We start from the raw sequence: 986 nt of genomic DNA on the forward strand, positions 1-986 counted from the left end.
TTGACCGTCCGGATATTCTTGCAGATGACATCAAGCTGATGAAGCTTGCCCATACGAATACATTTTCAGTGGGGATTTTTTCATGGAGCGCCCTTGAGCCGGAGGAAGGCGTCTATACGTTTGAATGGCTGGATGATATTTTTGAGAGCATTCACCGGAACGGCGGCCGGATTATATTGGCGACACCGAGCGGCGCCCGTCCTGCTTGGCTGTCGCAAAAGTATCCGGAAGTGCTGCGCGTGAATGCTGAACGCGTCAAACAGCTGCACGGCGGAAGGCACAACCACTGCCTCACATCTAAAGTCTACCGAGAAAAAACACGGCACATCAACCGCTTATTAGCAGAACGATACGGACATCACCCGGCGCTGTTAATGTGGCACATTTCAAACGAATACGGGGGAGATTGCCACTGTGATCTATGCCAGCATGCTTTCCGGGAGTGGCTGAAATCGAAATATGACAACAGCCTCAAGACATTGAACCATGCGTGGTGGACCCCTTTTTGGAGCCATACGTTCAATGACTGGTCACAAATTGAAAGCCCTTCGCCGATCGGTGAAAATGGCTTGCATGGCCTGAATTTAGATTGGCGCCGGTTCGTCACCGATCAAACGATTTCGTTTTATAAAAATGAAATCATTCCGCTGAAAGAATTGACGCCTGATATCCCTATCACAACGAATTTTATGGCTGATACACCGGATTTGATCCCGTATCAGGGCCTCGACTACAGCAAATTTGCAAAGCATGTCGATGTCATCAGCTGGGACGCTTATCCTGTCTGGCACAATGACTGGGAAAGCACAGCTGATTTGGCGATGAAGGTCGGCTTTATCAATGATCTGTACCGAAGCTTGAAGCAGCAGCCTTTCTTATTAATGGAGTGTACGCCAAGCGCGGTCAATTGGCATAACGTCAACAAGGCAAAGCGCCCGGGCATGAATCTGCTGTCATCCATGCAAATGATTGCCCACGGCTCGGAC

At 49.5% G+C, this 986-nt stretch carries 1 pseudogene; it reads left to right on the top strand.

Annotated elements, in window-relative coordinates:
• Window positions 1-986: pseudogene (ganA, locus tag ACWHAR_RS23685) on the top strand (beta-galactosidase GanA); the annotation flags it as partial.

It is taken from the genome of Bacillus sp. LR--39, assembly GCF_053613335.1.